Annotated in this window: 20 protein-coding genes; 5 read left to right on the top strand and 15 right to left on the bottom strand. The window is 49.0% G+C overall.

The genetic code is table 11. The annotated features are described in order from the left end of the window. Window positions 1–62: 62 nt before the first annotated feature. Window positions 63–3,395 (bottom strand): DNA polymerase III subunit alpha, encoded by a 3,333-nt coding sequence (gene dnaE, locus GA003_01785; protein ID QXD28735.1) that lies wholly within the window; start codon window positions 3,393–3,395, stop codon window positions 63–65. A gap of 150 nt (window positions 3,396–3,545) precedes the next feature. On the opposite strand from dnaE, the gene GA003_01780 reads away from it, so the two are divergent. Then, window positions 3,546–5,270 (top strand): B12-binding domain-containing radical SAM protein, encoded by a 1,725-nt coding sequence (locus GA003_01780; protein ID QXD28734.1) that lies wholly within the window; start codon window positions 3,546–3,548, stop codon window positions 5,268–5,270. A gap of 46 nt (window positions 5,271–5,316) precedes the next feature. Continuing rightward, a complete protein-coding gene (locus tag GA003_01775) occupies window positions 5,317–5,643 on the top strand; it encodes a DUF971 domain-containing protein (GenBank protein QXD28733.1) in 327 nt (108 codons plus the stop codon). Between the two features lie 323 nt (window positions 5,644–5,966). On the opposite strand, the gene lpxA is transcribed toward GA003_01775, so the two are convergent. Together lpxA and GA003_01765 are read right to left on the bottom strand one after the other, a co-directional pair. Continuing rightward, complete coding sequence (gene lpxA, locus GA003_01770) at window positions 5,967–6,737, bottom strand: acyl-ACP--UDP-N-acetylglucosamine O-acyltransferase (protein ID QXD28732.1); 771 nt, start codon at window positions 6,735–6,737, stop codon at window positions 5,967–5,969. A gap of 12 nt (window positions 6,738–6,749) precedes the next feature. Further along, window positions 6,750–8,093 carry a bifunctional UDP-3-O-[3-hydroxymyristoyl] N-acetylglucosamine deacetylase/3-hydroxyacyl-ACP dehydratase gene (locus GA003_01765; protein ID QXD28731.1) on the bottom strand — a complete coding sequence of 448 codons (1,344 nt, stop codon included), beginning with the start codon at window positions 8,091–8,093 and terminating at the stop codon, window positions 6,750–6,752. A gap of 113 nt (window positions 8,094–8,206) precedes the next feature. Between GA003_01765 and efp the strand changes: the two genes are divergently transcribed. Continuing rightward, window positions 8,207–8,764, top strand: coding sequence for an elongation factor P (efp, locus tag GA003_01760; GenBank protein QXD28730.1), 558 nt, complete (start codon window positions 8,207–8,209; stop codon window positions 8,762–8,764). Window positions 8,765–8,840: 76 nt separating this feature from the next. Here efp and GA003_01755 read toward each other — a convergent pair whose 3' ends face one another. Next, window positions 8,841–10,184 (bottom strand): thymidine phosphorylase, encoded by a 1,344-nt coding sequence (locus GA003_01755; GenBank protein QXD28729.1) that lies wholly within the window; start codon window positions 10,182–10,184, stop codon window positions 8,841–8,843. A 338-nt stretch (window positions 10,185–10,522) separates the two neighbouring features. Between GA003_01755 and argS the strand changes: the two genes are divergently transcribed. After that, on the top strand, window positions 10,523–12,286 hold the full coding sequence (argS, locus tag GA003_01750) for an arginine--tRNA ligase (GenBank protein ID QXD28728.1): 1,764 nt from the start codon (window positions 10,523–10,525) through the stop codon (window positions 12,284–12,286). A gap of 8 nt (window positions 12,287–12,294) precedes the next feature. Here argS and GA003_01745 read toward each other — a convergent pair whose 3' ends face one another. After that, a complete protein-coding gene (locus GA003_01745; protein ID QXD28727.1) occupies window positions 12,295–13,443 on the bottom strand; it encodes an aminopeptidase P family protein in 1,149 nt (382 codons plus the stop codon). Between the two features lie 29 nt (window positions 13,444–13,472). Here GA003_01745 and GA003_01740 point away from each other — a divergent pair, with 29 nt between their 5' ends. Then, window positions 13,473–14,021 (top strand): DUF192 domain-containing protein, encoded by a 549-nt coding sequence (locus tag GA003_01740; GenBank protein ID QXD28726.1) that lies wholly within the window; start codon window positions 13,473–13,475, stop codon window positions 14,019–14,021. Here the strand turns inward: GA003_01740 and GA003_01735 are convergent. The 10 genes from GA003_01735 to rpmI form a co-directional block, all read right to left on the bottom strand. Beyond that, a complete protein-coding gene (locus GA003_01735; GenBank protein QXD28725.1) occupies window positions 14,018–16,573 on the bottom strand; it encodes an insulinase family protein in 2,556 nt (851 codons plus the stop codon). The genes GA003_01740 and GA003_01735 overlap by 4 nt on opposite strands. Window positions 16,574–16,584: 11 nt before the next feature. Further along, the gene (locus GA003_01730) at window positions 16,585–17,037 is read right to left on the bottom strand and encodes a hypothetical protein (GenBank protein ID QXD28724.1); all 453 of its coding nucleotides are present in this window, start codon (window positions 17,035–17,037) and stop codon (window positions 16,585–16,587) included. A gap of 75 nt (window positions 17,038–17,112) precedes the next feature. Continuing rightward, a complete protein-coding gene (gene gatB, locus GA003_01725; protein QXD28723.1) occupies window positions 17,113–18,567 on the bottom strand; it encodes an Asp-tRNA(Asn)/Glu-tRNA(Gln) amidotransferase subunit GatB in 1,455 nt (484 codons plus the stop codon). A 45-nt stretch (window positions 18,568–18,612) separates the two neighbouring features. Further along, entirely contained in the window at window positions 18,613–19,002 is a 390-nt protein-coding gene (locus GA003_01720) for a GxxExxY protein (GenBank protein ID QXD28722.1), read from the bottom strand. Window positions 19,003–19,015: 13 nt separating this feature from the next. Further along, window positions 19,016–20,482, bottom strand: coding sequence for an Asp-tRNA(Asn)/Glu-tRNA(Gln) amidotransferase subunit GatA (gatA, locus tag GA003_01715; protein QXD28721.1), 1,467 nt, complete (start codon window positions 20,480–20,482; stop codon window positions 19,016–19,018). A 20-nt stretch (window positions 20,483–20,502) separates the two neighbouring features. Next, window positions 20,503–20,796, bottom strand: coding sequence for an Asp-tRNA(Asn)/Glu-tRNA(Gln) amidotransferase subunit GatC (gatC, locus tag GA003_01710; protein ID QXD28720.1), 294 nt, complete (start codon window positions 20,794–20,796; stop codon window positions 20,503–20,505). Between the two features lies 1 nt (window position 20,797). Beyond that, a complete protein-coding gene (gene pheT, locus GA003_01705; protein QXD28719.1) occupies window positions 20,798–23,242 on the bottom strand; it encodes a phenylalanine--tRNA ligase subunit beta in 2,445 nt (814 codons plus the stop codon). Window positions 23,243–23,247: 5 nt separating this feature from the next. Next, entirely contained in the window at window positions 23,248–24,288 is a 1,041-nt protein-coding gene (gene pheS / locus GA003_01700) for a phenylalanine--tRNA ligase subunit alpha (protein QXD28718.1), read from the bottom strand. A gap of 43 nt (window positions 24,289–24,331) precedes the next feature. Next, window positions 24,332–24,691 (bottom strand): 50S ribosomal protein L20, encoded by a 360-nt coding sequence (gene rplT, locus GA003_01695; protein QXD28717.1) that lies wholly within the window; start codon window positions 24,689–24,691, stop codon window positions 24,332–24,334. An 82-nt stretch (window positions 24,692–24,773) separates the two neighbouring features. Continuing rightward, window positions 24,774–24,974 (bottom strand): 50S ribosomal protein L35, encoded by a 201-nt coding sequence (rpmI, locus tag GA003_01690; protein QXD30315.1) that lies wholly within the window; start codon window positions 24,972–24,974, stop codon window positions 24,774–24,776. Window positions 24,975–25,003: the final 29 nt, after the last annotated feature.

Raw genomic sequence — 25,003 nt, 5'->3', positions numbered from 1 at the left:
CGATTACTGATCACCAATGGACACCGGTATTCCTGACACCGGAACACTGACACCTGCCTTACCTACACCGCTCTCGCCAAAGCCTTGTCGACATCCTGAATGCCAGTACGGCCCTCGATCAAAGCAACTCCCTGAATACTAATTGAACTCTCGGTCTTGTCCCACTCGATCTTCACCCGAACACGTATGGCTCGAGACCGTGAGACTAAGTACCCCATACGTTTGTAAGCTCCAGGAAACAACGTCACCTCCGCGACTCCCGTTTCGTCTGCAATAGAAACGAACTTCATAGGCTTCCCGTTTACCGCAATGAAATTGCGCACCGCGACAATGCCCCCGACGATCTCGACCTCGCGGCCCACGTAATCCAGAAGCTTGTAGATCGACACTGAGCTTATTCGATCGATTCCCTCGAGCCAGAGATTAAACGGAGACACCGTAATAGGATAACCGAGTAGGTCCGACTCCCAACGGCCAAACACTTCGAGATCTTCCGCCTGGAATGGAAAAGGCTCCTGAGTGGGCTCAGGCTCGAGCAAGCATTCACTCCGTTCCGCATACGCTTCCCGCCTGTAGTGTTTCGCTCTCCAGATCGCCTCGTAGCGATTTTCGAAGAAAGGGTGCAGGGCCCCCGACCTGGCCAAAAGCAGCAAATCAGCCTGATCGGGAAGCACCCGCACCAAAAAATCATCCCAGTCACGGAAAGGTCGCTGCTCCAGTTCCGGCTTCCACGCGTCCAAGAATCTTCTGCTCAATCCTTTGATGCGAGAAACAGGGTACAACACCGTGTCGTCGCGAAACCAGAATGTGAAGATCGGGCGTGTCACATCGGGCAAAGCGAATTTGTACCCCCACCGCAACAACTCCAGCATATAGACCAAAGCACTGTAAAAACCCCGACTACTCTGCAAAACAGCCGTCAGAAAATAGCCAACGTAATGCTTTTTCAGGTACGCACCTTGAAAAGCCTCCACGGCGTAGGCCGCTCCATGAGCCTTGTTAAACATGTACCCCGAGAAACCGACCAATAACTTCCACACCGTTTCGATCGAAGCATCGTCTCTCCCCTTCCCTTCAGCACAGTGACGAAACTCTTCTTCCAAATCTCGCAGGTCACGCCCCTTGAGTTTCTTGATGAGGATTCGTCTTAGTAAATCGGCTCTCCCCAAGTCCATCCCGGCCCAGTGATGCGCAACTAGAAGAATATGCTCTTCATACACCATTAAGCCAAAGCAGTCTTTCAACACCGGCTCCAGGTCAGGATGCACATAACTCGGTTCTTCGAGTCCCAGATAACGTCGGGCAAACAAGGTCTTCTTATCTTCATTGGCCGCGCCCGGACGGATGACCGAAACCACACCTACCAGGCAATCAATGTCCGCACAGCGACACATTTTAAGCAAACTCGTCATCGCGGGTGACTCGATGTGGAATACTCCCCTCGCCTCCCCACTAGCCATAAGCTCAAAGATCTCAGGGTCGTAGTAGTTGATTCCCTCTAATGGATCGTGCACCTCCAACTCGTGAGCAAGGTTCTCGCAGGTGTCACGAATCACACTCAACCCAGCTTGCCCGAGTAGATCCAACTTGAGCAGGCCCAAGTCTTCCACTGGCTGCATCGACATCTGGGTCATCATAAAGCCTTTATTGGAAGGCATGAGCGGCATAAAGTCCGTCAATGACCGGTCAGCGATCACAATGCCGCAGGGATGCATCATCGGGTGGCGCGGCAAGCCATCCAGGCACAATGCAAACTTCAGGATCTCTTCGAAGCGCTCCTCATGTTGCAGATGCTTATTCTCCTGATGGTCCTTTCGCTTATACATCATATCGGCCATGCCGTTGTAAGGCATGTGGCGGGTCATCCGGCGGGCGTCGTTTTCCGAAATCCCCATCGTCTTAGCCACATCGGCAATGGCGGCCCGGCTCTTAAAGGTGCTGAAACCACCGATCATCGCGACATGGTCGGCGCCGTACCGGTTGTAGACATATTCGATCACTTCGTCCCGACGATCCCAGGGCAAATCCAGGTCGATATCCGGCAACTTCGAGTGCTTCAATCGCTCCCGGTTTAAAAAGCGCTCAAAATTCAATTCGAAGCGGAACGGACATACGTTACTCACTCCCAGGCTGTAGCAAACCAAACTCCCGGCCGCACTGCCCCGAGCCAGCAAGGGAATGTTCCGATCCTCGCAAGCGAGTACGATATCATAAAAAATTAGAAAGTATCCCGCATAGCCCGTCTCCCGAATGATGGCTAGCTCGCGTTGGATACGCTTCAACAAAGCTTTGCGCGACGGTTTACCTTTCCACGGGTATTGCTCTTTCACATAGCGAAGGATGATCCCTCTCAAGCACAGGTAGCGGAGCTTACGAAAGTCGCATTCTTTGCGAGCGTCAGTTGATTGCTCCGAATCTCTTCCATAGGTGCTGGCGTCTTCGGCGGCTATGAGTAAATCGTCGTTATCCTTCTCCTCGAAACGGCGCCCTCGGCGAGATCGCCCTACCCTTTCAAAAGAGTTTTGATCCATCTCGAAAAAACCCTCGTCCCGCGCCTCACGGCCCGCGCCCCGTTCTCCCTGCTCCACACTAGGCAGCCACAACTGGTCGAACACAAAATCAAAATCACAGTCCCCCACAAATTTCTGGGTCTGCTTAAGCACCCAAGGGACTTTCCCAAATCGATGACGTAAGGCTTCAGCTGCAATGAACGAGTAGTCCCCAGGAATGAGTTTATTCGGGTGAGCCTGACTCACCCGAGTTAAGGTGCCGATCGATTGCAGTACACGGAGCACCTTCCACTGCTCTCGCGCAACACAACGAGCACTACTCATCACCACCCAGCGATCCGTCAATGAGGAGAGCTCGCGGTAAACACGACGTTGTAATTCCTGCTCCCTCGTATTGCTCCATTGTAATTCAATCCACAACTCCGGCCCAAGCACCTCGATGCAGGCATCCCAGGTTCGTTTCCAGACGATCCAGTCACTGGTCTGTGGAGATGCGTTGCGCGGTGGAACGGGTCGCACCGATAAATGGAAGTGCCCTCCGAACTCTCTCCAAAAAAACTGGAATGCAGCCAGCGGGATCCGTTCACCCTGCATTCTCCACAAAGACAGGTAGCGTGACAGCACCTGATAGCCATCGGTGTTCTTGATCGTCAGTTGCAACCAACCAAGCCGCTCTACCTCTAAGCGGCAGCCAAAGATCGGCTGTATTTCCATCCGCCGACAAGCCTGAGAAAACTCCACCGTACCCCAAAGTCCACCCACATCGGAGATTCCCACCGTGCGGTAACCCAGGTGGTGAGCCAGTTCAGCTAGCTCCTCCGGCGACAACAATGAGCCGTAGAAGGAGTGAAAGCCGTAATTTCCCAAACTCTCCATAGTATACATATGTTCACTATATTTACCCCTATGAAGTCAAGCCCGAGATTTAAACAAGGGCTTGTAAGTCACTTTAGAACCAGGTCCGACCAACAATCGCTTGCACGGAAGTACAATGGGATAGACAAGCCGCACTCGAATGCGTAAACCCACACGCTGATGATCACATTAATCCGTCCACCTGCCACCGACGTGCTGCGTTTTGCAACCACGTCCATCAGCCCGCCTATTGGCTTGGCTTATATCGCAGGTGCCCTCGAATCCAAGGGCTACAAGGTGGACATCGTGGACGCCGTAGGGGAAGACCCCAAAAAGACGACCCGGTCCTTCAAAGGCTTCTTGGTTGGGTTGCGAATCGAAGACATTGTCGCACGGATCCATGAGGACACGGAGATGATCGGCATCAGCACTATTTTCAGCCACGAATGGCCGGTCGTGGTCATGATCATTCGGGCCATCCGTAAACGCATGCCAGAAGTCCCCATCATGGTGGGAGGAGAGCATGTCACATCGATGCCAGAGTTTTGCCTCAATTCATCGGAAGCGGATTTTATGGTTCTGGGAGAAGGGGAAGAAACCTGCCTGGAGCTAACCGATGCCGTGGTCAACGGATCGTCCCACAAAGACATCCACGGTATCGCCTACCGGAACGGAGACTCTGTAGTGGTAAATCCACGACGTCAGCGAAATGCGAAAGTTGATGATATTCCCCGACCTTCCTGGCATCTATTTGATATCGACAACTACAAGAAGCATGGATTGATCGGTGGCATTGATACCGATGGAGTAACCATCCCCATGCTTGCGACTCGTGGTTGTCCCTACCAGTGCACTTACTGTTCCTCTCCCAACATGTGGACCACTCGTTGGGTGGCACGCACACCCATGGATGTCATTGAGGAAATGGAACACTACATGCGAGAGTTCGGAGCGAGTAATTTCCCGTTTCAGGATCTCACAGCAATCATCCAAAAAGATTGGATCGTAGAATTCTGCCAGCTCATCGTAGACCGGGGCTTGGACATCACCTGGCAACTCCCTACCGGAACACGTGCAGAAGCCATCGACGAAGAAGTTGCCGAGCTCCTGAAAAAGAGCGGCATGGTTACCATGGCCTATGCCCCTGAATCTGGCTCGGATGAAATTCGCGAACTGATCAAAAAGCGTATCCACAAACCCAAACTGCTGGAAAGCATGCGAGCGGCAGTGAAGCATGATCTTCACGTAAGCTGTTTCTTCGTTCTAGGGTTTCCTCAGGATACCAAAAAACATTTCCGGGACTCGCTGGCCTTCGTTCGCCAACTCGCAGAAACGGGAGCCCAAGATGTTGCCATCGCCTTCTACATGGCACTCCCAGGAACAGAGCTGTTTCGCCGACTCTATAACCAGGGCAAGGTCGACTTCGATCGACGTTACTTCCGCCACATTCTGGACAGCCAGACCTTGGCCCCTTCCAATCTCTACATGGAGCAAGGTTCTCGATTGATGCTCATCTATTGGAAGCTGCGCATCTATTTTGAATTCTACGGAGCCAAGTCGCACAAGAACACATTCCTGGGCGTAATGCTAACGCTGCTCAGCGTCATTCCAGGAAGCTTCAAAAAGAAGCATGTCACGCGCCTGGAAACCGTATTTAAAAACTTCGTCGTAAATTATTTCCGCATGCTGAAGTCCCAGTTCGGCCAACGATGGATTACCAAGCAGGAAGAGAAGGACATGTTTAAAACCTGGCCCAAACTCTTTGCTACGACCATGGATAAAAAATCCGCCGGAGCACCCGAGCTCCAACAAGACGGGAAGATCAATTTCATGAAAGTACTCAAAGCGGAACACACGGAACGCGTTGAGTATTCACCCAAGAAAGAGGCAGAGGTTTCACAATAAGATTGGTGCTTGTAGAAATCTATGAAGCAACCTTCATTGAAGTAGTATGAAACGACCGAAGGACGTACAAATCATCGGCAATGAAATCGCCATTCTCTGGGACAACGGTGAGGAAGATTATTTCCCCATGGCATTTCTCCGGGAATTTTCCCCTAGTGCCGAAAACATGGGTGAGATGGATGTACTAGGCAACGTCCATGGAGGCACCGGTCCCATGAAATATCCCGACATCCAAGTCGTTGGCTGGGGATTCATGGGCAACTACGCCATACGTTTCGACTTCGACGACGGACACGACACAGGTTTGTTCAGTTACGACTACCTGGAAAAACTCCGCGAGCCGCTGAAGTCGTGGTCGGTGAAGGAAGACTAGAGACGAAAGGCGATTTTTTTGCTCTAACGAAACGGCCATAGCGCCCTACCATTCATTATCTATAAATTCGGTAATACTACGAATTTCGATCACGCCAACGACGCGAAGCAGGGCTTTGACGGGTTCGAGCTGTGGAGCTTGACGACTGAACAACGCAGGCGCGCACTGAATGTGCGTAACTAAGGAGTGAAGAAGGAACACTCCGCATGGAGACCCGAGGAAGGGATTGAATGGGAAAGTCGATGATCCGCTGTTCCTTCAAAAAGACACAAAAGTCCTAATGTATTAAAAGCAATTCAATCCCTTCCGCTCAAAGCCCTGCTTCAGTAGACACCGCGTTCGCTGGACTCCATAAAATCCAAAAAGAGCTTCGCACGTGGGTGGCTGGCATAGTCGGAGGCCAAGGCTGTTTCCATAGCCTGCCTTCGGTTGAGGCCTTCCCGGTAGAAGATCTTATATAGATACTTCACTACAGACATATCTTCCTTGGTGAAACCATGACGCTCGAGTCCCACCTTATTGAAAAACTTAACTTCGGGATCGCGACCATCGATCAACATGTAAGGGGGCACGTCTTTTACGGTCTTAGACATGCCACCAACAAAACAGTAGTCGCCGAAACGACAGAACTGATGTCCTGCAGCCCCCCAGGATATAATCACGTGGTTGCCGACTGTACAATGACCCGCCAAGGCATTTTGACCACTCATGATAAGGTGATCACCAATGATGCAATCGTGGGCTACGTGCGCATGGGCAAGGAACACATTATGATTCCCGATGGTGGTAAAGGTATTATCCTTAGTTCCCCCATGGATAGACGTAAATTCACGAAAAACATTTTGATTCCCGACTTTGAGGCCGGGTTTACCACCTTCGAATTTGAGGTCCTGAGTTTTGGTACCCACACAGGCATAAGGAAAGACCTCATTGTCTTCTTCTAAAAAAGTATAGCCCTCAACCGTGGCGTGATGATGCACCGTGGTGTTTTTTCCAATCGTTACATCGTTACCTATGAATGCATAAGCGCCTACTTCGGCACTCGGATCAATTTGGGCTCCGGACTCAACAACCGCTGTCGGATGAATACTCATACAAAATGTTCTTTATGAATCATCTTCGTCGACGAGAGCAAACATCATCTCCATAGAGGACACAACCGCTCCGTTGACTTTGCACCTAGCCTCGGCACTTCCAATTTTATTTCCGCGAAGCTTAAGAATCTTGGCCTCTATGATTAACTGATCCCCTGGGGTCACAATCTTGCGGAGTTTAACTTTGTCAGCATTTATAAAGAGAGGTATCTTCCCTTCTCCTCCACAGCGTAAAAGCATAAGGACGCCTGCGACCTGGGCCATCGCCTCAATCTGCAAGACACCAGGCATAATCGGATTCCCCGGATAGTGGCCGGTAAAGTGCGGCTCATTGACCGTAACATTTTTAATGGCGGTCAGTTCAGTATTGTCGTCCTTGATTTCAATCACACGATCCACCATCAGAAATGGATATCGGTGCGGAAGCAGGTTAAGAAGCTGCTGAATGTTTAGCTCCGTGACATCAGAAATATCGACTTTCGGTGAGGCCTTTTTTTCGGGAGCCTTCTTCTTGGGTGGCTCAGCTTCCTCAATCATCTTCTCATAAAGCGCCTGAGTCAGCTTTGCATTCAATGCATGTCCGGGAATCAGCGCTACGATGTGAGTTTTGATCGGTTTGCCGAGAAGGAAGATATCTCCGATGATATCGAGAATCTTGTGGCGAACCATCTCATCAGGGAACCGAAGGGGTTCTTTGGAGAGAATCTTATCCCCCTTGATAACCACCGCGCAGTCGAGGCTCCCCCCTTTGATTTTGCCCATTTTAAGTAAAGGCTCGATCTCCTCATAGATGGTAAATGTCCGTGCGGCAGCAATCTGCGTCGCATAGGTATCAGGATCAATATCGATCGATAAATGTTGGGTATGGACTGCTTTTTGGTCGGTAGAGGTGCAGGTCACCTTAAACCCGTCGTAGGGCAACGCGACCAGTGACCGGTTACCATTGGAAACAGAGATGGGCTCTTTGAGCACAAAATACTCACGATCTTTGTCCTGCTCAACCGGTTCGGCCTCCTGAATCATATTCAGGTACTCCTTCGCGGAGCCATCAAAGACGGGCAACTCATTGCCATCGACCTCAACGAGAATGTTGTCCACCCCCATACCATTGAGCACACTCAAAAGGTGCTCCGTCATCTCTATCTTGGTGTAACCATCGGAAACGGTGGTGCTACGTACAACCTCAGAAACGCTGCCAATGGAGGCTTTCACTTCTGGTTTGCCATAGAGGTCGACCCGCCGAAATACCACACCATGATCCACTGGAGCTGGTTTGATTGTCAGGGAAACCTCTTCACCCGTATGAACAGCTTTGCCCTTGGCGGTCACTTCTCTGAGAATGGACCTTTGCTTCATGGGTGGGTATCCTTAGCAATCTATTTGAAAAGGGAAGCCCGAATTTTCCAGCTTTTGGGCGGTTGACAAGCCGCTGGGTGAAATCTACGAAACCGATTAAACTTCAATTACATATGGCATCACCAACGGATATTCGTAAAGGACGCGTCATGGATCACCAGGGCACGCCACACCTCGTATTAGACATGCTTCACCGCACTCAGGGTCGTGGCTCGGGGTGGGTTCAAGCAACGCTGAGAAACCTCAAGACCGGCAGTAGCTCTACCGTCAAATTTCGTTCCAGCGAAAACGTAGAATTCATGCACACCGAAGTGCATAAGTTGGAGTTTAGTTACGATGATCCTACAGGGTATTTCTTCATGGATCTGGAAACCTATGAAACGATTGAGATCTCCGCAGACATAGCGGCCGCCCACAAAGAGTATCTAGTGGCCGGAAATATGTATGACATCCTCTACGTGGACGACAAACCGATCGACGTCACCTTGCCAACCGCTGTTGAGATGGAAATCACCGTAGCACCGGAAGGTCTGCGAGGCGACACAGCAAGTGCTGCCACCAAAGCAGCCACTACAGAATCTGGTCTGGTCCTACAGGTTCCGCTTTTTGTTAAAGTGGGAGATCGAATCAAGATCAATACAGCGGACAAGTCCTATCAGGGACGGGTTTAAGCAACTGGCGAAATTTAATTACTAAAAAGCCGCTCTCGAAAGAGAGCGGCTTTTTGTTAAATGGTTGTGCGAATCTTTAGGCCACACGCTCAACAATGAGCTGCGGAGGATTCGGACGCTTGGGAGCGAGACGGTAAGCTTGCTTGAAGTATTCGAGCGTGCTTTCGAGTTTCGCTTCATCGTTGTAGTGAATCATCATGAGTGGTTCACCCTGTTTGACTTGGGTGCCCACTTTCTTGATCTCAGAAACTCCAACGGATGGATCGACATGCTTGCGACGTCCCTCACGGTTTGCGCCGAGCATTTGAACTCCACGCGCGATCATACCAGCATTGATCGTGTGAACGTATCCACGCTTCGGTGCTGGCAGCTTGCGGATGTGCTTCGCAGTCGGGAATTTTTCAGGATCATCAATGTAACTGGAGTCTCCCCCTTGCACTTCGATGAGCTCTTTGAACTTCTTGAGAGCAGAACCATCAGCCAAGTGACGTTGAACGGTTTGCTTCGCAGATAGCGTTGATCCGGCTACTCCTGCGAGACGAACGATTTCCATACCGAGTTTCAAAACTAACTCTTGGAGATCTTCAGGACCTTCGCCCTTCAGCAATTGGATGGCTTCTTGAATTTCTAAAGCGGTTCCAACGGTGTCACCGAGAGGCTGATTCATATCCGTTACCAGAGCCACACAACGGCGTTTCAAGGAACGTCCAACACGTGTGATAGAACGAGCCAATTGACGGGCTTGCTCTACGTCTTTAATGAAAGATCCGTTACCCCATTTCACATCGACCACTAAGCCTTCCGCTCCTTCTGCCAATTTCTTACTTAACACACTACCGGTGATGAGTGGCAGACTTGGAATGGTCGCTGTATTTTGGCGAAGACGGTAAAGCGAACCATCGACCGGCGCGATTTCCGTGCTCTGGTCACAGATCGTGCAACCTGTGGTTTTCAGCTGATTTACGAATTGCTCAAGATCCAACTTGCTGTTGAAGCCTGGAATCGCATCCAACTTATCAAGGCTGCTTATTAAAAACTCTTCATCCTGACCGACCATCATGGGCATAACAACGCCACATGCTACTGCAAGAGGAGTAAGCACTAGAGAGGTCTTGTCCCCTACTCCTCCCGTAGAATATTTGTCGATTTTCGGACGGGTAATCTTGGAAAGATCAACCACTTCACCGGAGAGCATCATCTCTTCAGCCAAAATAGCGGTTTCCTGAGCAGACATCCCCTGAAAATATATGGCCATTGCAAGCGCAGCCATTTGATATTCAGGCATTTCCTTATCGAGCAAGGAATCTACAATGTATCGAATTTCTTCTTGGGAAAACTCCCCTCCGTCGCGCTTTTTCTCTACTAAATACGCGTAGGACGGTTTAATGAACTTCCTAGGTGTAAGGATATTTTTTCTCATAGATAACGTTTACAGACGAGCTTAGGTGCCTCGCTTATCAAAATTGTAAACTTTTAATTAGTAGGTAATTAGGGCCTCCCTGTCGAGCATATTATCATAGATCCGGCACTTTTTACAAAGCCTCCCTAAATGACGCCCAAACAGCATTCCTAATGCCCCGGTTACACCTTTAAGACAATTCTGGATACATAGGAATTTTAATTCCTGGCCCCAACTGTGATGGTCAAAAGATGGGGCTATCACTTAATATGCTTACTTGTCAGACAGAAGATATAACTCATTAAAATCCACCTAGGTATAAACTTGCAGTTTTAAATCCACCTACATTCCTTGGTTGGATGACGATATGGTTCGACATAGCCACTGGCCTCAACGAGACGGTCGCAGCAATAGCAGAGCAATTAGAAGACTTCGATGAAACGTTTTCTCCTGACGTAAGACAGGCGGATCCACGCTTTGGAGACTATCAGGCGAATGGCGTATTGCCCTACGCAAAACGCAATCAAAAGAATCCACGTGCCCTGGCAGAAACCCTGATCACCGCCCTGGTTGATTCGGGAAAGTTTGATACGGAACAAGTCGAGGTTTCGGTCGCAGGCCCTGGGTTCATCAATGTTAAGCTGAGCAAAGAATATCTTTTTGAATGGTTAAATCAGTTCCGCACCGCCGACGACTATAGCAATGCAGCAGCCCAAAGATTGAAGGGGAAAAAGATCGTCGTCGATTACGGCTCCCCCAACTCAGCCAAGCAAATGCACGTAGGTCACCTAAGGTCTACTGTTATTGGAGAAGCAATTAGAAGAATGCTGGCCTACTTTGGAGCTGAGGTCATCGGTGACAATCACTTGGGCGATTGGGGTACTGCTTTTGGTAAACTCATCCTGGCCATCAAAAGGAAGAACTTCGAACTGGATGCTGATCACGATGATCCACTTGCAGAGTTGGAGGCGCTCTATAAATGGGGCAACAAAGTCACGGACGAAGATGAAGCTGCCCTAAAAGAAGCCCGGGAAGAACTCGTGAAGCTCCAGGAAGGCGACGAAGAGAACGTTGCCATGTGGGAAGCGATCAACCGGATCAGTAGTAATGGTTTTAATAAAATCTACAGCCGCCTCGGAATCGAATTCGACTACGAGCTCGGCGAAAGTTTCTACCGGGACAAGGTACAACGTATCTATGACGAGCTTGAAGAAACAGGAGTTGGAGAAGAGAGCGAAGGTGCCCAAGTTGTTTTCTTTCCAGACCATAAACGATACAAGAAGCAACCGTTCCTATACCGGAAGTCCGATGGGGCTTCCAATTATGCGAGTACAGATCTAGCCACCATCCTCTACAGGCTAGAGGCCTTCAATGCGGCTGAGGTCATTTACGTAACCGATGACCGGCAACGGGATCACTTCGCCCAACTCTTCATTACGGTCGATAGATGGTTCAAAGCAAAAGGCTATAAAGAGCCAGAGCTGCATCATGTATATTTTGGCACCATTCTTGGCGAAGATCGTAAACCCATCAAATCGAGAAGCGGCACTCCCGTACTTTTGAGTGACTTGCTGGATGAGGCAGTCGAGCGCTCGAGAAAGGTGGTAGAGGCGAAGAATCCAGATCTTTCGGAAGAGGAAAAGTCCAATATCGCGGAAACCGTCGGTGTATCTGCGGTACGTTATGCAGACCTGATGCAGAACCGCTCCACGGACTACATTTTCTCTTGGGAAAAGCTACTCAGCATGGAAGGTAACACCGCGCCTTACCTTCTCTACGCCGTTGCTAGAAACAAAAGCATTTTTCGTAAGATAGGCGTTAGCGAAGATGATGCTCTTGACCATGCCAGTATGCTAGAAACGGATACAGAAATCGCACTTGCCAGAAAGATATCTGCATTCCCCTACGCTCTGGAACTAGCCATCAGCGATCTGAGGCCGCACCTCCTATGTTCATATCTCTTTGAACTCTCCGGGGCCTACAGCTCCTTTTTCAATGCAGATCACGTCAATGTGGAGGATCTAGCGGTTAGAGACAGAAGACTTTTACTCTGCAAACAGACGATGCTCGTTCTGGAAACCGGCCTTGAGCTCCTGGGGATTGATACGCTGGATCGGATGTAGGCCCGGTGTCAGGGTATCTCCCAATCATAGGGTGCACTAGAAAGCATTTCACAACCATCTTTGGTCACCCATAGGACATCCTCGATTCGGCAGCCTCCCAATCCGGGATAATATAAACCGGGTTCGATAGTCACAACAAATCCAGGTCGAAGAGTTTGTTTTATGTTTCCAATCCTTATCGATTCATGGATCTCGAGACCTAATCCATGACCGGTGCCATGGAAGAATCCGGTGGGAACTCCATTAACCTCTTTGGTCTCATAGCCTTCCTTGTCGAAAAGTGCCTGAATCGCTCGATGAATCTTTCGGCCTTGAGCATTTGCTCGAACCATAGAGATAGCCATTTTCTGAGCTTCGTGAACAGTCGAAACCAAGCGGCGTTGCTCCTCACTCGCTTCTCCTTTTAAGAATGTTCGAGTCATATCCCCAAAGTAGCCGTGATTCATCATCCTCGGAAAGATATCTACAATGATAAGCTCATTTGCTGATAGCGGCCCAGAGCCAACACAATGTGCGTCACAGGCCTGATCTCCACCGGCCACGATCGTGTTCATCGCAACACCTCCCATCCTCATGCAGTTGACGTCAATTTCCTGCCGGAGGCGCTCACTGGTCAGTGGCTTACCTTCAAAGTAAATAAGGCCCTCTTTGATCTCGGAGGCTTCGAGCATTTGCTTTACGATATGGAATCCCGCGGCAGAGCAACGGTTTCCCTCGCGCACCATCTCAGCCTCGATGACGGTCTTCTCTAAGCGCGCAGGAAACAAGGCTCCTTTTACAACCTGAAAATCAATCTTGTGCTTGTGTAGACCTTCCGAAACCCAAACAGGGAAGTTTTGAGGCAAACGGAGAATATCAATATAATACACATTTACCAACCAGGCGATCTGGTCGGCAACCGTTACGGTACGCCGGTCTCGCCATTCCTTGGCCGACCGATCAACCGCTGTCAGAGACAATATTTCAGTGAATCGAGATTCTTTCTGCGCCCGGTTAAATTCGAGGTCGCTAAACACACCAATCGACTTTCGTCCTATCCGCAGACTGAGAAATGGATCCGGGACAGAAAATCCCGATAAATAGCGTTGATCAGGATCCTGCTCAGAATCTGCGAAGATGCAGTCAGCAACAACGGGACGTTTTTTCCTTTTGACCATCGTCTAAGACCATTTAACTCCTAAAGAAAATGTCTAGGATATTAGATCTCAAGTCCTCAAGATCCATCGTTCTTGTTTGGAGCCTCATCCTGATAATCACCTCCATGTCGGCTGGTTGCGATAAACCGGCTGAAGGAGCAGGCACCACCACGGATCCAGCTACCGTAGATGAATGGCTCCCCCTGCAATTGGATGGCAAAGCTATACAGATCCAGATCGCATACAAACAGCACGAGCTAAGTAAAGGACTCATGTATCGAGCGTCTATGGGCGAAGACCAGGGAATGCTCTTCTTTTATGGGCCACCCAAGCAAATGAGCTTTTTTATGCGAAACACCAAGATACCCTTGGACATCGGTTATTTCACTTCTGACGGTGTGTTGAGGGAGATTTATCCCATGTATCCCATGGATGAACGCAGCGTAAGATCTAGGCGGAACGATATTCTTATAGCCTTGGAAATGAATCAGGGCTGGTATGCCAAGAACGGCGTCAAACCAGGTGCAACTTTCGATCTGCCAACTTTAAAGGCGGCCTTACTTCGTCGTGGGATCCCCGAATCGAAGATTCTATTCTAGGCCTCTGCAGGGCGAACGATGAGTTCCAGCTGCTGTTCTTCTTTGAAGTAGGTCTCAGCAAAAGCAGCCAGATCATCAATCGTCACAGCATCTAGCTTAGCGTCGAAGTTCATCCAATCATTCACGGCGAGGTCGTAAGTTGCATTCAGGCCGGCTTGCATCGCCCGAGCACCAATCGTTTGTAAACTCATTCGTCGCTGAGCTTTCAAACGGATCTTTATACGATCCAGTTCATCTGGCTCTACTTTGCCCGAGCGAATGCGCTCCATTTCGATCGACATTTCTTCAAGGACTTGCTCAGCAGTAGAAGGGTGAGTGCCGCCATAGAGAAACAGCATTCCGGAATCTAAACCAATGACACGACTGCTACCGACGAAATAGGCCAAACCCAAATCATCACGAACTCGTTCGAACAGTTGACTGCTCATCCCACTGAAAAGCTCATCCAGGACTGAAGCCTTAATCATCAAATCATCCTGCCTTACTCCAACACAAGGGAATGCTTGGAAAACCACTGCTTGTTCCCGATCCATCGCCACTTCAGATCGGCCTGTATTAGCTGGACGATGAAAAACTGGAAGGTCCTCTGGAACACCATTGGAAGGAAGTCTCAAAAATAGCTCTGATAACCGCGGCTCAACGGTAGAGCGATCAAAGAGCCCACTCACTGAAACCACACAGTTTTCTGAATGGATCATAGAAGACAGGTAAGCCTGCACGTCTTCCGGCTTCAAAGATTCCAAATGTTCGACTTTACCGTACGCATTTACTGAATACGGGAAATCACCAAAGAAAAGGTTTCGCAGTTCTCGAATCCCAAAGTCCACAACGTCGTCCAAGGTCTCTTTAATATGCGCAATCTGTCCTTCGCGTTCACGTTCAAAGGTTTCGGGATTCACCTTTAACTGAAACAGGGACTGCTCCAGCAATTCCAACCCTAGCTCCAGATCCTGAGGCAAGACTTCCAAGCTCAATCCGAAGGTGTTGTTTCCGGAGAACTCTGAGAAAGACCCGCCAAGCGACTCAATAGAGGTGGCCACATCGGAAGCGGATCGTACTTCCGTATCTTTTGTCAGAAGATTTGCCGCTAGAGCAGAGATACCGCGTTGCTCAGGTCTTTCCCACAAAGCGCCTCCCTTGAAAATAACGCGGACATGTACCTTGGGAAGATCGGGGCTTTCCTGAAATAACAAGCGTGCTCCGTTCTCCAGAGATACTTCATCAAACTCATGTCCTCTGACTTCTACCTCCCCAGTGGAAATGGATTCTTGTTCATCCTTCTCAGGATCAAATGTAATTTGTGTGAGCCGATCTGGAACTACGTATTCATTCAGAAGACGTTTCAAATCTTCTGGTTTTACGGAACGTAACTGCTGGAGATAGACACGTGGATAATCCAGATCACCTACCATAACTTCCGCAGCTCCAATTCGAGCGGCCTGCCCACTCATGGTCTTACGATTGTTAATCTCACCGACCATGGCTTGACGCAGTGACTTCTGGATGCGGGAGTCTTCAATTAAAGATTCCTTTAGAGTATCGACCTCTTCCCAAAACGCTTTCAGAGCCTCTTCCTTTTTGTCAGGGCCGGTCATCATTGAAACCCACAAGAGTCCTGATGTTCCCGGATTCCAGCTCGAGACGTCCACGTGGTGTACCACCCCTCGATCTTGGCGAAGTCGCTGCCAAAGAATGGAGCTATCGCCATTCCCAAGGATACTTGAAAGCAAGCTGAGCCCCGTTGCATCCGGATGTCGTAAACCGGGGATGGTAAAGCCAAGGCCAATCCTGCTCACATTTACATCGCCATTCAATGACTGCTGGCGTTTCGACAACGCCTTCGGTTCTTCAGGAATGTAAAGCGACTCCAAGCGCTGGCGTGGAAACACCTCCAGGATCTCAGAAGAAGATTTAAAAATCTCTTCTGCATTCACATCTCCAGTAATTACCAATACCATGTTGTTGGGCACGTAACGGGACTTATAATAATCCATCAACTCGTCACGTGTCACCGTCTCAAAAATATCCTTGTAACCAATTACTGGGTACTTGTAGGGATGAACTCGGTAAGCTGTTTCAAAAACGGCCCGACCAAGGAGATGATCAGGATCATCCTTGCCCATATCAATTTCCCGAAGAATCACCTGACGCTCCTTCTCCACTTCCTCCTCCGGTAAGGTAGAATTGAAACCAGCATCGGCGAGAATATCAATGGCACCGATCGTATTCTCACTTGGAAGGTCTATATAATATACAGTCCTATCAAATGTTGTGTAGGCGTTGATGCAGCCTCCCAGGCTTTGGACCTCTCGGCTAATCTGTTTTCCGGATCTTTTTTCAGTCCCCTTAAACAGCATATGCTCAAGATAATGAGAAACGCCTGCACCCAACAACGGGCCTTCATGAATACTACCCGTGTTCACCCAAAGCTGTACGGAACTTACCTGACTACTCGAATCCTCACGGACCAGAATGGTCATTCCGTTTTCAAGAACACGACGATGAACAGGTTGCGCAAAGAGCGGTTCAAGTACAGTATCAAGTGAATCCATTCAGTAGCGTGCTAATTTTCCGACACGTCCTTTTTGGATGGTCCTTTGCGATTCCTATCACGAAATGAAGGGATTCTTCGGTCTTTAGGAACAAAGGGATTAAGGAATGCAGATTTGAAATCATAGCCCCCATCGAAGTCTTCCCTACGATCCGTATCTGTCTTACCTAAGACGCCAAATTCGACCAGGTTGAATACAATATCACCAAAGTCACGGCAGCGCTTCACATTCCAATCTTTAAAGACGGTCAAGGTGAGAGGACCATATTGGTCGAGCGCATACCTACGAATTCCTTCGAGCAACTCTTGGCCGGAAACATGGTGGGAGGTACGCGTTTTATCCTCACTTAATTCTTTCACAGTAAAGTCTAAAGCTTTCCTGATGAAGAAATAAGCGCCTTTGCTAAAACGGCCGTCATCCTTGATAACAAGGTCTACCACTTCCGAAAAATCTTTTCCGCTCATAGGTGCTCAGTCTGTGCAGGTATTATTTGAGAAGTATGGATTCATCAGGGATAGAAGAAAGGCGAAATTTCAGATTTAGCCTTTTTTATCAATCAACTCCTTAAGCACTTGGTCGACAAGCGAGGGGTTGGCTTTCCCACGCGTGGCTTTCATCACCTGCCCTTTAAGGAAATTGATCGCCTTGTCATTTCCACCTTGAATCTCTGCCACGGGTCCGGGATTTGCATCGATGACTTCCTGGCAAACGGGCTCCAGCTCGCCCGTGTCGTTGCTTTGTTTCAAGCCTTTAGCTTCAACGACAGCAGCAGGCATATTGCCGTTTTCAAACATATCCCCGAAGACTTGCTCCTTCGCTATGTTTTTAGAAATAGCACCCTCCTTGATCAAGCCAACCAACTCTGCGATATGAGCAGGAGTCACTTTGCTGTCCGCCAGGGCCAGGCCAGCGTTGCCAAGCTCACCGAGCAAATTGTTCACGATCCAATTGGCCGACTGCTGAGCTTCACCGGAGGCTTCTGCCGCCTCTTCAAAAAAAGCACAGAGTTCAGGATCAGGAATCAGGACCGACGTAACCGTAAAAGGAAGATCGTAGTCCTCATAGTAGCGGCGTTGACGATCGAAAGGTCTCTCAGGAATGGTCTTCGCGACTCGCTCACGCCACGCTTCGTCGATACGCACAGGCATCAAATCCGGATCCGGGAAATATCGATAGTCATGCGACTCTTCTTTGAATCGCATATGGTAGGACACGTTTTTCGCCGCATCCCATCCACGCGTTTCCTGATGAATTGTTCCACCCGCTTTTGCAGTTTGGATCTGACGCTGAATCTCGTAGGCCAAGCCGTTCCGCACTCCGGAGATAGAGTTCATATTTTTAATCTCTACTTTAACTCCCAGTTCTTTCTGACCAACAGGGCGAATACTTATATTTGCATCGCAGCGCATTTGCCCCTTCTCCATGTCGCAATCGGAAATGTCGCCATAGATCATCAAGTTGCGCAAAGCAGTGAGATAAGCCCAAGCTTCATCGGGGGTATGTAACACCGGCTCAGTCACGATTTCCAAGAGCGGAGTTCCAGCCCGGTTGTAATCAACCAAGCTATCGCTATCGAAGTGATTGAGCTTCCCAACATCCTCTTCCAAATGAGCACGAGTCAGCTCGACCCACATGTGCTCACCCATGATGTTTCGCGAGGGACCGGGAAGTTCGATTTCCACTTTACCACCCTCACAGATCGGTTGATCGAATTGAGAGATTTGGTAGTTCTTCGGACTATCCGGATAAAAATAATTCTTACGATCCCACTTTGTAATTTCAGGAATCGTACTTTCTAGAAGCATGCCTACCTTGACCGATTTCTCAACTGCCTCGCGATTGATCACGGGAAGTGCACCTGGAAACCCAAGAACGACCGGATCGGTCAACGTATTCGGGTCCTGCCCGAAACCGACCCCCACCGAAGTAAATATCTTCGACTTAGTCCGAACCTGGACGTGCACCTCTAAACCAATAACAACTTCGTATTCCATGGAATTAAAAATTAACCACGAATGGACACCAATTGACACGAATATTCATAATACTACTCGCTCCCATTGCAGCTTAGCATGTTTAAAGTTAATAATTAGACCAAGGCGTAACTTGGTGAGTCGTAGATAGTTCAACATCTGACCCCGTTCGTGATCAGAGATACGATCAATCGTTTTTGTATCTACAACGATTTTTCCATGAGAGATGAGATCAGGGATATAATATCCCAATTCAACCCCCTTATACTGGACATCGTATTTCGCCTGCTGAACATATTGGATTCCATTCTCCTGAAGGTCTACAACGATTCCGTTCTCGTAAATCTTCTCATGGTACCCGTGGCCAACTTCCTTTAGAATACTTAAGGAGAATCCTACGAGCTGATAAACCTCATCAGCATACAGAACATCAGATTCGTGTCCATTCGTGTCCATTCGTGGTTACTTCCTATAAAACCGGATGTTGGTTTGAGTGATCGTGGGCCTCTTCGTAAGCATTCCCAATAGCAAGCAGGTCAGCCTCACCAAATGGTTTGCCGAGAATTTGCAGCCCGATCGGAAGCCCTTCGGAATTGAGACCACAAGGAAGGGATAGTCCAGGAATGCCAGCCAAGTTGGCAGAAATGGTATAGATATCGCTCAGATACATGGCCAATGGATCTTCATTCTTTTCACCGGCTTTGAACGATACAAAGGGTGAGGTCGGAGTCAGAAGTGCATCTACCTGTTCGTAGGCATTCATGAAATCCTGACGAATCAAGGTCCGCACTTTTTGTGCTCGAAGGTAGTAGGCATCGTAGTAGCCGGAACTAAGCACGTAGGTTCCCAGAATGATCCGCAACTTCACTTCGTCGCCAAAGCCTTCGGCGCGACTTTTGAAATACAAATCAATGGCGTTTTCTACGTCCTTACTTCGGTGAGTGTAACGCACCCCGTCAAATCGTGCCAGGTTAGAAGAAGCTTCTGCAGTAGCGATGATGTAGTAAGTCGCTACAGCCAAATTCATATTAGGCATGGACACCTCTTGGATCTCACACCCTTGATCGGCATACCAATCGATGGCTTTTTGAACGCTCTCTTTAACTTCCGGATCCAGGCCTTCTCCAAAATACTCTTTAGGCACCCCTAGCTTCCAAGGTCCTTTGCTACTTCCCAAATGCGCAGAATAATCAGGGGCATCCTGTTCAATGGAAGTTGAGTCCTTAGGATCGTGGCCTGCAATTGCTTGCAGGACGGATGCGACATCCTTCACCGAGCGACCAAAGGGTCCAATCTGATCCAAAGACGAAGCGTAAGCGACCAAACCGAATCGGGATACCCGACCATAAGTAGGTTTCATCCCAACCACTCCACAGAAAGAAGCAGGTTGACGAATAGATCCACCCGTATCACTTCCGAGAGATAAAGGTACCGAACCTGCGGATACAGCAGCAGCACTCCCCCCACTCGATCCACCAGCAACACGCTCGAGGTCCCAGGGGTTATATGTGGTTTTAAAAGCCGAATTCTCCGTAGAGGATCCCATGGCAAACTCGTCCATGTTCAGGCGGCCAAACAAAACTGCACCGGCATCCTTTAACTTGGAAGTGGTGGTTGCATCGTAGGGAGAAACAAAATCCTCCAACATTTTACTCGAACAAGTCAGCGGGCGGTCTTTGACCGAAATAACATCTTTGAGTCCGATAGGAATTCCATCAAGGGATCCTTTTATCTCTCCAGCTGCACGTCTTTGGTCCGCAGCTTCGGCTTCAGCGAGTGCGCCTTCACTATTCAGAGAATTGAATGCCTGAACTTGAGGATCAACCGCTTCTTTGCGATTAATCAAAGCTTGGGTCAATTCAACTGAAGACACATCGCCGGATGACAAAAGCGATTGAAGCTCTGTGAGTGTTTTAAAATGTAGGTCGTCCGCCATTTCGTAGATAAAGAACGGGGTTAACCTTCCACCACTTTGGGGACTTGTACCATGTGGTTTCTTTTAGCAGCGGCATGCTTAACCGCTGTTTCAGGATCGAAACCTTCAACTGCAGCATCGTCACGTAAAACATTCTCAACTTGGAAAGCGTGAGCCATCGGCTCAACTCCATCTACGTCCACCTGGTTCAACTGGTCGAAGTACTCCAGTATGCCGCCAAGCTGTGAGCTGAATCTTTCACGTTCCTCATCGGTCAATTCGATGCGGGCCAAGTTAGCAACGTAATCAATATCAATGGATCCTTTATCACTCATACTAAGATCGTAACTCGTAGGAGGTTTTGGATTCAATTTCCTGCTGGACGGTATTGAAAACTTCACCGACCTCTTTGTCAGTAAGCGTACGGTCGTTGGAGCGGAACTTCATGTTGAAGGCCAAGCTTTTCTTACCTTCCGGAACACCTTCCCCGGTATATACATCAAACACGCTTACCGATTCCAACTCGTAGCGATTATTCACCGCACGTTTGGTAATTTTGTGGAGGTCACGGCGCACGGTTTCAGCAAGAAGAGTATCATCAACCAGCAATGCGAGGTCCTTCTCAGTCGGAGGAAATTGGCTGAAGGGCTTGAACTTCACAATCTTCCCACTGGCTTTTACGCGCTCAGGTAAGATTTCAAAGGAACCTGCTAGAACCGTTCCTTCAAGGTCCCATTCCTTAACTAAGTTCATATTGAGCATACCTAGCTTAGCTTCGAAGCCTTGCTTGGAAATGCTACCCACATGTGCGGAATGATCTTCCTGCCAAATAGAAGTTCCCCAGGACAGACTCCTGTAGCCCACTCCATCAAGATTCACATTAGCCAAACCACCCAGTGCATTTAAAATATTCTTTGCGGTGTAAAAGTCTCCTTCTTCACGGCTCTTCCAACTGGAATAACGATCGGGTTGGAAAATGGCAAAGGCAACTGAGACCATTTCAAAAACTTGGCCTTCGTATTCGTGAAACACTTTACCGACTTCAAAGACTCGCTCCATCCCAGTCTTACGGGCGAAATTCAACTTCAAGGTATCGAGCAACCCAGGAATCAATGAAACCCGCAAGTGCGTTTGGTCGGAGGTAAATGGATTCGCCAATTTAAGAGTATCTAAGCTGAAACGACTGAACCATTGGCTCGCTTCATCACCCGAACGCAGGCTGTAGTGAACACACTCCTGAAAATGTTGCCCTGCCAGGTAGGATGAAAAACGATCGTTCAAACTAGCCGTGTTAGCGTCCTGATGGATAAGGCCAGATACTTCCACTGGTGATTCAGGAATCTGGTCAGTACCAAACATCCGAATGATCTCTTCAGAAAGATCCGCAGGGCGGTAAAGGTCGCCGCGCCAGCTTGGGACTTTGATTACCCAAGATTCTCCACCATCACTCACTGAGCATTCCAATGATTCTAGAATCTCACGGATGCGCTCATCTGAAATGTCATAGCCAGCGATGTCGCGAATGAATTGAGGATCCAGCTCTATTTCACGTTCAATAACCGGCTCGGTACCCGCTTGGATGTAAGGACCGACTAATTCACCACCCGCGATGTCCAGAATGAGATCAATGGTTCGCAAGGCGGCAAAGTTTGCACCTTGAGGATCCACTCCGCGCTCAAAACGATAAGAGCTATCAGAAGACAGTCCGAGTGATCGGCTGGTTTTACGAATTCCGGAAGGATCGAAGTAAGCAGATTCGAGAACGACATCAACGGTGTTGTCATCGACCTCAGCATTAACCGATCCCATAACGCCTGCAACGACGAGAGGCTTCTCCGCATCGGCGATGACCAGCATATCCGAATTCAGGGTACGTTCCTTTTCATCGAGGGTGACGATCTTCTCATCCTGAGTCGCTTTTCGAACAATGATCTTGTTGCCACCAATTTTATTGGCATCGAAGGCGTGTAGTGGCTGCCCAAACTCGAGCAGCACAAAATTGGTGATGTCTACGACGTTATTGATCGGGCGTTGATCAACTGCTTCCAAGTATTGTCTCAACCAATCGGGACTGGGGCCGATCTTAACTCCCTTGATGCTATGGGCATAATAGTTGGGGCAATCATCAGGAGCCTGAACGTCAACTTCAGAAATCAATGTGGGCTCACCTGTTTTTCGAATGCCATCAAAGTCAGTTTCAAGAATGGGGTAAGTTAACACCTTTCCGAAATAGGCTGCCATTTCTCTAGCGATACCCACGTGACTCAAACAATCGGGGCGGTTCGGCGTTACTTCGATGTCAAGGACCGTATCCGAATCGGTGAACACCTCATTGATAGGTGTGCCAATCTCAGGACGCTGATCTAGAATCAACAAACCATCATGATCTTCACCGAGGCCAAGCTCACGAGGACTACACATCATGCCAAAAGATTTTACACCGCGCAGCTTGGAGGCCTTGATCTTAAAGTTTCCTGGAAGGCGAGCGCCCACCGTTGCAACGGGTATGCGGTCTCCAACTTTGTAGTTATTGGCACCACATACGATTTGAAGGGCTTCTTTTTCACCTACATTCACTTCACAGACACCGAGTCGATCTGCATCCGGGTGTTGTTCGCGTGAGAGTACTTCTCCAACGACCACCTTTGGCAGATCGGGCAATCCAGTTTCTTGAGTTCCTTCGACCTCAAAGCCAATCATGTTCATGGCATACTCGATCTCCTCGACACTCTTATCAGACAGGTCGACGTAATTACTTAACCAACTAAGTGAAATGAGCATCGGATCTAGCTAAATTGTTTAAGGAACCTCAGGTCGTTTTGATAGAAGTAACGAATGTCATCGATACCATACATGATCATCGCGATACGCTCGATACCGAAGCCAAACGCATAACCCGAATAAACCTCGGGATCGTATCCCACAGATTCGAATACATTGGGATCGACCATACCACAGCCACCGAGCTCGACCCAATCCTTGCCGACTTTGGCGAGGTGAGAGGATTGCGCATCCATCTCGAAACTGGGTTCAGTGTAGGGAAAGAAATGAGGACGGAAACGCGTCTTCGCATCATTTCCCAGGAGCGACTTCATCAAGAAATCCAAAATCGCCTTCAGGTCACGAACCGTCACACCTTTATCTACATAGAGGCCCTCTACCTGAGTGAAGCTGGCACTATGGGTCGCATCCGTCGTATCGCGACGGAAACAACGACCAGGAGAAATGATTCTCACGGGTGGCTCTTGTTCGAGCATCGTCCGAATCTGCACCGTCGAAGTATGAGTCCTGAGTAGGTAACGCTCGTCTTCATGCTTCGAGACATTGCCTACCGAGGCATCGTTGGGCAGGTAAAAAGTGTCCTGCAAATCGCGAGCCGGGTGATCCTTGGGCGTATTAAGCGCATCGAAGCAGAAATGTTCTGTTTCCACTTCGGGACCTTCGGCGACTATAAAGCCGACCGACTTAAGAACGCGAACGATCTCGTTCCGAACCTGGGTCAGAGGATGTAGTCCCCCTACTGCGGGATCCGGGCTAGGTAGCGACGGATCAATGGGATCGCCCAATTTAGCTGCCAGTTCGGCCGCTTCGATTTTATCCAAAGCAGTCTGGAAGATAGCTTCCAAAGCTTGTTTGTTCTTGTTGAGAAGCTGTCCGATCCTTGGCTTGTCTTCCTTCGGTACCTGCGCCATGCCACGCATGGCTTCCTTCAACGACCCATTGGGGCCGACAAAGCGGGCTTTGAATGCTTCAAATTCCGGGCGGGTATGAACCGATGGGATTCCTTCCTCAGCCTCGGATACTAAGGCCTTGAGTGTATCCTCCATGGAGCTATGCGGGGCAAGTAGTCTTTAACTTGTGTGCCTCAGATTAAGCTCCTTGAGCTTCTTTAGCCTTATTGATGAGTGCGATGAACGCGGTCTCGTCATGAATGGCCATTTCCGAAAGCTGTTTCCGATCGAGTTCGATCCCGGCCTTCTTAAGTCCATTCATAAATCGGCTATAAGTTGTGTCATAGGCGCGACACATCGCATTGATGCGAACAATCCAGAGTGAACGCCAGGTGCGTTTCTTATTCTTCCGGTCGCGATATGCGTATTGCTGGCCGTGGTTGACGGCCTCGTGAGCGTAACGGAAAAGGCGGGAACGGTTTCCCCAAAAGCCTTTAGCCTGTTTTAGAACGCGCTTGCGGCGTTTACGTGATGCGGGTGCGTTGGTTGCTCTAGGCATGTTTCAATGAATCCTTAATGTTAAAACCGGCAGGCCGCCTAATCTAGAGTGTCGCCTGAACGATTAATTAGTAAAAGTGTTTCTAGGTACGGTTGCTGTGTGGAAGTGCTTTGTGAACAATCGCAGTAAAACCTTTAGAGGCTTCCTGATCTTGTCCGCTGCGGCGCTTCTGCTTAGTAGATTTACTGGTCAGCAGGTGACGACGGTTCGGGCTACGGCGCATGACCTTACCTGTTCCGGTTACCTTGAAACGTTTAGCAATAGACTTTTTTGTTTTTTGCATGTGAATTGCGGAAAAGCGGATCATAAAAC

This window comes from Opitutia bacterium ISCC 52 (genome assembly GCA_014529675.2).
Classification (GTDB): domain Bacteria; phylum Verrucomicrobiota; class Verrucomicrobiia; order Opitutales; family UBA2995; genus UBA2995.
Note: the sequence above shows the minus strand (reverse complement) of the source record. Positions and strands in the feature narration are given on the sequence as shown.